The organism is Limobrevibacterium gyesilva, from assembly GCF_025989185.1.
Taxonomy (GTDB): Bacteria; Pseudomonadota; Alphaproteobacteria; order Acetobacterales; family Acetobacteraceae; genus Limobrevibacterium; species Limobrevibacterium gyesilva.
This window is the reverse complement of record NZ_JAPDNT010000002.1, coordinates 430,515-437,539: the sequence shown is the minus strand read 5'-3', so window position 1 is coordinate 437,539 and position 7,025 is coordinate 430,515. Positions and strand designations below refer to the sequence as shown.

General features: G+C 70.7%; 7 protein-coding genes. 6 read left to right on the top strand and 1 reads right to left on the bottom strand.

Going from position 1 to position 7,025, the window contains the following annotated elements; all coding sequences use genetic code 11:
* Nucleotides 1-277 (bottom strand): tetratricopeptide repeat protein (locus OL599_RS26010; protein ID WP_264712739.1); only part of this gene is annotated, 277 nt, incomplete at its 3' end.
* Between the two features lie 287 nt (nucleotides 278-564).
* On the opposite strand from OL599_RS26010, the gene ftsH reads away from it, so the two are divergent.
* From ftsH to OL599_RS05930, 6 genes are all read left to right on the top strand, one after another.
* Nucleotides 565-2,487: an ATP-dependent zinc metalloprotease FtsH gene (ftsH, locus tag OL599_RS05955; RefSeq protein WP_264712738.1), complete on the top strand. Its 1,923-nt coding sequence runs from the start codon at nucleotides 565-567 to the stop codon at nucleotides 2,485-2,487.
* Between the two features lie 60 nt (nucleotides 2,488-2,547).
* Nucleotides 2,548-3,573 (top strand): dihydropteroate synthase, encoded by a 1,026-nt coding sequence (gene folP / locus OL599_RS05950; protein ID WP_264712736.1) that lies wholly within the window; start codon nucleotides 2,548-2,550, stop codon nucleotides 3,571-3,573.
* Nucleotides 3,574-3,637: 64 nt separating this feature from the next.
* The gene (gene glmM, locus OL599_RS05945; protein ID WP_264712735.1) at nucleotides 3,638-4,990 is read left to right on the top strand and encodes a phosphoglucosamine mutase; all 1,353 of its coding nucleotides are present in this window, start codon (nucleotides 3,638-3,640) and stop codon (nucleotides 4,988-4,990) included.
* Nucleotides 4,990-5,808, top strand: coding sequence for a bifunctional hydroxymethylpyrimidine kinase/phosphomethylpyrimidine kinase (gene thiD, locus OL599_RS05940; protein WP_264712734.1), 819 nt, complete (start codon nucleotides 4,990-4,992; stop codon nucleotides 5,806-5,808). The genes glmM and thiD overlap by 1 nt, the downstream gene beginning before the upstream one ends.
* Nucleotides 5,805-6,596, top strand: a complete 792-nt coding sequence (locus tag OL599_RS05935) for a PhzF family phenazine biosynthesis protein (protein WP_264712733.1) — start codon at nucleotides 5,805-5,807, stop codon at nucleotides 6,594-6,596. Before thiD ends, OL599_RS05935 begins: the two co-directional genes overlap by 4 nt.
* The gene (locus OL599_RS05930) at nucleotides 6,596-7,003 is read left to right on the top strand and encodes a PaaI family thioesterase (protein WP_264712732.1); all 408 of its coding nucleotides are present in this window, start codon (nucleotides 6,596-6,598) and stop codon (nucleotides 7,001-7,003) included. The genes OL599_RS05935 and OL599_RS05930 overlap by 1 nt, the downstream gene beginning before the upstream one ends.
* The last annotated feature ends 22 nt before the right edge of the window (nucleotides 7,004-7,025 follow it).

Here is a 7,025-nt window from a genome sequence, read left to right as displayed (position 1 = left end):
CCGGCTGCAGCGCCAGCGCGGCGCGATAGCAGGCGGCCGCCTCGTCCAGTTCGCCCTGGTCCTGCAGGGCGCGGCCGAGATTGTTGTGCGCGGCGGTGAAATCCGGGCGGGCGGCGATGGCGCCGCCGGTGCCGGCGCGGGACGGCGCCGTCTGGGACGGCCGCTTCCGCCTGTGCGGCGGCGACGGCCTGCCGGCGGGCGCAACCCTGGGCGCGCTCGGGCCGGATGCCGCGGCGTTGCGCCGCCGCTCGGCCTTGCCTTCTGCCGTGCTGCGCACCCTGCCGGCGCTCCGGGCCGACGGACGCCTGTTCGCCGTGCCGCATCTACGCTATCTTGATGCAGGGTCGTGTCCACTTGTCCGCATGGTCTTCGACCCGCCCGGCCCGGCTGCCTGTGCGCCATTCATGCCGGCAGTGGAGCCATGAGGCTGGTGAAGGAGGTGTGTGGGACGGTGGGGGTGCGAAAGCCGGCCAGACATCCTATCTTCATTCGGTGCGGCGTGGGCGCCCGGGGGGCGCCGGCGCCGCAATAGGATGAAACGGCCATGCGTGGCCAAGGGATAACATGAGCAATTTTGGCCGAAATCTGGCTCTCTGGGTCATCATCGCACTCCTGCTGGTGGTGCTGTTCAACCTGTTCCAGCCGGGATCGGGACGCAGCGCAGCCACCCAGGTGGCCTATTCGGACTTCATCTCCGAGGTGAATGGCGGGCGCGTGCGCGACGTGGTCATCCAGGGCCACACCATCAGCGGCCAGTTGACCGACGGGCGGACCTTCCAGACCTATACCCCCGAGGACCAGAGCCTGGTTTCGCGGCTGACCGACAAGGGCGTGCGCGTCATCGCGAAGCCCGAGGACAGCGACGTGAACCCGCTGCTGCACTACATCCTGTCCTGGTTCCCGATGCTGCTGCTGATCGGCGTGTGGGTGTTCTTCATGCGCCAGATGCAGGCCGGTGGCGGGCGGGCCATGGGCTTCGGCAAGTCGCGCGCCCGGCTGCTGACCGAGAAGCAGGGCCGCGTGACCTTCGACGACGTGGCCGGCATCGACGAGGCCAAGAGCGAGCTGCAGGAGATCGTGGAGTTCCTCAAGGACCCGCAGAAATTCCAGCGCCTCGGCGGCAAGATTCCCAAGGGCGTGCTGCTGGTGGGCCCGCCGGGCACCGGCAAGACGCTGCTGGCGCGCGCCATCGCGGGCGAGGCGAACGTGCCGTTCTTCACCATTTCCGGCTCCGACTTCGTGGAGATGTTCGTGGGCGTCGGCGCCAGCCGCGTGCGCGACATGTTCGAGCAGGGCAAGAAGAACGCGCCCTGCATCATCTTCATCGATGAGATCGACGCGGTCGGCCGCCATCGCGGCGCCGGCCTGGGCGGCGGCAACGACGAGCGCGAGCAGACCCTGAACCAGATGCTCGTGGAGATGGACGGCTTCGAGAGCAACGAAGGCGTGATCCTGATCGCCGCCACCAACCGCCCGGACGTGCTGGACCCGGCGCTGCTGCGCCCCGGCCGCTTCGACCGACAGGTGGTGGTGCCGAACCCGGACGTGAACGGCCGCGAGAAGATCCTGCGCGTGCACATGCGCAAGGTGCCGCTGGCCAGCGACGTGGACCCGAAGGTGATCGCCCGCGGCACGCCCGGCTTCTCGGGTGCGGATCTCGCCAACCTCGTCAACGAGGCGGCCCTGCTCGCCGCCCGCATCGGCAAGCGCGTCGTCGCCATGGCCGAGTTCGAGCACGCCAAGGACAAGGTGCTGATGGGCGCCGAGCGCCGCTCGCTGGTGATGAGCGAGGCGGAGAAGAAGATGACCGCGTATCACGAAGGCGGTCATGCGCTGTGCGCGATGCACGAGCCGGAATGCGACCCGGTGCACAAGGCCACCATCATCCCGCGCGGCCGGGCGCTGGGGCTGGTGATGAGCCTGCCGGAAGGCGACCGCTATTCGAAGAGCAAGTCCAAGCTGCTGGCCGAGCTGACCATGGCCATGGGCGGGCGCGCCGCCGAGGAGATCATCTTCGGCGCCGACAAGGTTTCCAACGGCGCCGCCGGCGACATCAAGATGGCCACCAACCAGGCCCGGATGATGGTCACCGAGTGGGGCATGAGCGACAAGCTCGGCATGATCGCCTACGGCGACAACAGCCAGGAGGTGTTCCTCGGCCACTCCGTGACCCAGAACAAGAATGTCTCCGAAGTCACCGCGCGCGAGATCGACGCCGAGATCAAGGAGATCATCGACGGCGCCTATGCCCGTGCGAAGCGTATTCTGACCGAGAACATCAACGAGCTGCACGCCATCGCCCGTGGCCTGCTGGAGCACGAGACGCTGTCTGGCGACGAGATCCGCCAGGTGCTGCGTGGCGAGCCGGTGATCAAGAAGGTCGTGGACGAGCCGATGCCGGAGAGCCGCCGCGCCTCGGTGCCGTCTGCCGGCCGCCCCGTGCCGCCGTCTGCCGGGGGGCTCGGGCCGGCGCCGCTGCCGGGCTGATCGGCGTTCTCCATTGCATCCGTCCCAGGCCGCGACACGCTGCCCAGGCTGGCTGTGGCGTTGATCCCGCCTTCGCACTTCATCGAACCGCTTGGCCTGCTCGACGGGCCTGCCGCCGCCGAGGCGATGGCGGCAGGCGTCGCGCGGCCTCTGGCCGGCGGCCCCCTGGCCTTCGCGCTGGCGCGGGTGGACGGGCGCATCCTGCCGGTGGACCAGGTTCCTGCCACGTATGCGGCGGCGCTGGCGCGTCTGTCCGCGGCGCCAGCGCCCTGGGCGGGGCTTGATCTCGCGCGGCCCAGGGTGATGGGCATCCTGAACGTGACGCCCGACAGCTTCAGCGACGGCGGCACCTTCATCGATCCCGCGCGGGCGGTGGCGGCGGGGCTGGCGATGATGGAGGCCGGCGCCGACCTGGTCGATGTCGGCGGCGAGAGCACGCGACCAGGCTCGCTGCCGACCTCGCCGGAGCAGGAGCGCGCCCGGGTGGTGCCGGTGGTGCGCGCCTTGGCCGGACAGGGGGTCATGGTGTCCGTGGACACCCGCAACGCCGCCACCATGGCGGCCGCGCTCGACGCCGGCGCCAGGGTCGTCAATGATATTTCCGCCCTCGGGCATGATCCCGACTCGCGCGGCGTCGTGGCGGCGCATGGCTGCCCAGTGGTGCTGATGCATATGCGCCACGACCCCGAAAGCATGACCCGGCTCGCGCACTACGATGACGTGGCGCTGGAGGTGGCGCAGGAACTGGCCGCCCGCATCGCCGCGGCGGAGGCGGCGGGCATCGACCGCGCGCGCATCGCCATCGATCCCGGCGTGGGCTTCGCCAAGACGGCCCAGGACAACCTGGCGCTGCTGCCGCGGCTGCGGCTGCTGCTGAACCTTGGCTGCCCGCTGGTGGTCGGCGTGTCCCGCAAGAGCTTCATCGGCCGCCTGTCCGGCGAGCAGGAGCCGCGCCGGCGCGCGCCCGGTTCCATCGCGGCCGGGCTGCATGCAGTGCTGCACGGCGCCTCCGTGCTGCGGGTGCATGACGTGCCCGAAACCGTCCAGGCGCTGCGCGTCTGGCGGGGGCTGACCGGTATCGTCTAAAACGGCGGGCAGGTTTTCCGGCCTGCCGCCGGCGCCCACCCAGATTGCAGGGAAATTGCAGACCATGGCCCCAAACCGACGCCTGTTTGGCACCGACGGCATCCGGGGCACCGCCAACTCCGATCCGATGACCGCGGGAACCGCATTGCGGCTGGGTCAGGTGGCCGGCCTGATGTTCACCCGCGGCGTGCACCGCCACCGCGTGGTGATCGGCAAGGACACGCGGCTGTCGGGCTACCTGATCGAGCCGGCGCTGGTGGCCGGCTTCATCAGCGCGGGCATGGACGTCGTGCTGCTCGGCCCGCTGCCCACGCCGGCCATCGCCATGATGACGCGCAATCTGCGGGCCGACCTGGGCGTGATGATTTCGGCCTCGCACAACAGCTACGAGGACAACGGCATCAAGCTGTTCGGGCCGGACGGCTTCAAGCTGTCCGACGACACTGAGGCCGAGATCGAGGCGATGATGGACAGCGACCTGCTGGGCCTGCTCGCCAAGCCGTCCAAGCTCGGCCGCGCCTCGCGGCTGGAGGATGCCGGCGGCCGCTACATCGAGGCGGCCAAGGCCACCTTTCCGCGCGGCCTGCGCCTGGACGGGCTGAAGATCGTGGTCGATTGCGCCAATGGCGCCGCCTATCGCGTGGCCCCCGCCGTGCTGTGGGAGCTGGGTGCCGACGTGGTGCGCGTGGGCGTGGAGCCCGACGGGTTCAACATCAACCGCGGCTGCGGCTCCACGGTGCCGGACTTCCTGTGCGGCGAGGTGCGCCGGCACGGGGCGCATCTGGGCCTGGCGGTGGACGGCGACGCCGACCGGGTGATCCTGGCCGACGAGACCGGCCGGATCATCGACGGCGACCAGATCCTGGCGCTGATCGCCCGGTCCTGGAGCGATGCCGGCCGGCTGGCCGGCGGCGGCGTGGTTGCCACCGTCATGTCCAATCTCGGGCTCGAGCGATTCCTGCAGGGGCGCGGGCTCGACTTGCACCGCACCGCGGTCGGCGACCGCTACGTGGTCGAGAAGATGCGCGCCGACGGCCTGAACGTGGGCGGCGAGCAATCGGGCCACATGATCCTGTCCGACTACGCGACCACCGGCGACGGGCTGCTGGCCGCGCTGCAGGTGCTGGCGGTGGTGGTCGAGGACGGCCGGCCGGCCAGCGAGGTCTGCCGCGTGTTCCCGGCGCTGCCGCAGAAGCTGAAGAACGTGCGCTTCAACGGCGACTCGCCGCTGGACAAGCCGAGCGTGCAGGCGGCCATCGCCGACGCCGAGGCGGCGCTGGCCCGCACCGGCCGGCTGCTGATCCGCAAGAGCGGCACAGAGCCGCTGGTGCGCGTCATGGCCGAGGGCGAGGACGAGGCGCAGGTGCTGCGCATCGTCGACGAGCTCTGCGACAAGATCGCCGCCGTGGCCGCCTGATGCGCGGCCGTGTCCTGATCGTCGCCGGATCGGATTCCGGCGGCGGCGCCGGCATCCAGGCGGACATCAAGGCGGTGACGGCGATGGATGCCTTCGCCATGACCGCGCTCACTGCGCTGACCGCGCAGAACACGCTCGGCGTCCTGGGCGTGCATCCGGTGCCGCCCGATTTCCTGCGGCTGCAGATGACCTGCGTGCTCGACGACCTGGGCGCCGACGCGGTGAAGACCGGCATGCTCGGCGACGCCGCCACCATCGAGGCGGTGAGCACGGTGCTGGCGGCCAAGGCGCGCGGCATTCCGCTCGTGGTCGATCCGGTGATGGTCGCCAAAGGCGGGCAGAGCCTGCTGGCCCAGGATGCCGTCGCGCATCTGAAACGCCGCCTGCTGCCGCTGGCGTCGCTGGTGACGCCCAACCTGCCGGAGGCCGAGGCGCTGTCGGGCATGGCCATCCCCGACGTGGCGGCGATGCATCACGCCGCGGTGGCGCTGCTGACGCTGGGCGTGCCCGCGGTGCTGCTGAAGGGCGGCCACCTGCCAGGTGCCGAGGTGGTGGATCTGCTGGCGACCGACGCCGGAGTGACGGTGTTCCGCTCGCAGCGGCTGGCGACGCGCCACACTCATGGCACCGGTTGCACGCTGGCCAGCGCCATCGCCGCCGGGCTGGCCCAGGGCATGGCACTGCACGACGCCGTCGCCCGCGCGCGCGCCTACGTGCACGCCGCCATCGCCTCCGCCCCAGGCTATGGCGCCGGACATGGCCCGCTGAACCACGCGGTGACGGTCGATCCCGCACGCCTGGGAGATCTCCGGAAATGAGGCTGTCCTACGCCATCGTCGATGCCTTCGCCGACCGCGTCTTTCGCGGCAATCCGGCGGCCGTGGTGCCGCTGGAGGCGTTCCTGCCGGATGCGGTGATGCAGGCCATTGCCGCCGAGAACAACCTCAGCGAGACCGCCTTCGTCGTGCGCGACGGGGAGGGGTATCGCCTGCGCTGGTTCACGCCGACGATCGAGGTGGAGCTGTGCGGCCACGCCACGCTGGCCACCGCTTTCGTGCTGGCCGAGCGCGGCGACCCGGCCCCGTTCGCCTTCCAGACCCGCTCCGGCGTGCTGACCGTGACCCGCGAGGACGGGCGCTTCGTGCTGGATTTCCCGGCCTGGAGGGTGGTGTCCGCAGACCCGCCGCCCGGCATCGCGGCGGCCCTGGGCGCCACCCCGCGCGAGGTGCACCGGGCGCGCGACTGGATCTGCGTGTTCGACGACCCGGCCACCGTTGCCGCCCTGCGCCCGAACCATGCCCTGGTCGCGGCGCTGCCGGGCGAGCGCCTGATCGCCACCGCTGCCGGCGGCACCGAGCCGGGGATCGACGTCACCAGCCGCTATTTCGCCGCCAAGATCGGCATCCCCGAGGACCCCGTCACCGGGGCGGCGCATGTCCAGCTTGTGCCGTTCTGGGCTGAGCGCCTGGGCCGCACGCGCCTGGTCTGCCGCCAGGCCAGCGCTCGTGGCGGCACCTTGTGGTGCGAGTTGGCCGGAGACCGCGTGCGCCTGGGCGGTACCGCGGTGGCCTATGCGCGCGGCGAGATCCTCCTGTCGCCTTCCTGATGTTCCCGCCTCGCAATCCCGACTTTGCCGAAGCGGTCGCGCGCAGCTTCGCAAGCCAGGGCGCCTTGCGTGTCATCGGTGCTGAGCTCGCCGTCATCGAGCCCGGCCTGTGTCGCATCCGCGTACCCTATTCGGACGCGGTGACGCAGCAGCACGGGTTTTTCCATGGCGGCGTGATCGCCACCGTCGCCGATGTCGCCGGCGGTTACGCAGCCATGTCACTGTGCGAGGCCGGGTGGGAAGTGCTGACGGTGGAATACAAGATCAACTTCGTGGCCCCCGCGTCCGGCGTGGCAATCCTGGCCAGCGGCGAGGTGGTGCGGTCCGGGCGGACGCTGCTGGTGACGAAGATGGACGTCGCCGCCATCGCCGCCGACGGCACGCAGAAGATCTGCGCGGTGGCCTAGCAGACCATCATGGCGATGGAGC

Coding starts and splice junctions, on each gene's coding strand:
- OL599_RS05930 (WP_264712732.1), top strand. CDS start 6,596: ATGTTCCCGCCTCGCAATCCCGACTTTGCCGAAGCGGTCGCGCGCAGC.
- glmM (WP_264712735.1), top strand. CDS start 3,638: ATGGCCCCAAACCGACGCCTGTTTGGCACCGACGGCATCCGGGGCACC.
- thiD (WP_264712734.1), top strand. CDS start 4,990: ATGCGCGGCCGTGTCCTGATCGTCGCCGGATCGGATTCCGGCGGCGGC.
- OL599_RS05935 (WP_264712733.1), top strand. CDS start 5,805: ATGAGGCTGTCCTACGCCATCGTCGATGCCTTCGCCGACCGCGTCTTT.
- ftsH (WP_264712738.1), top strand. CDS start 565: ATGAGCAATTTTGGCCGAAATCTGGCTCTCTGGGTCATCATCGCACTC.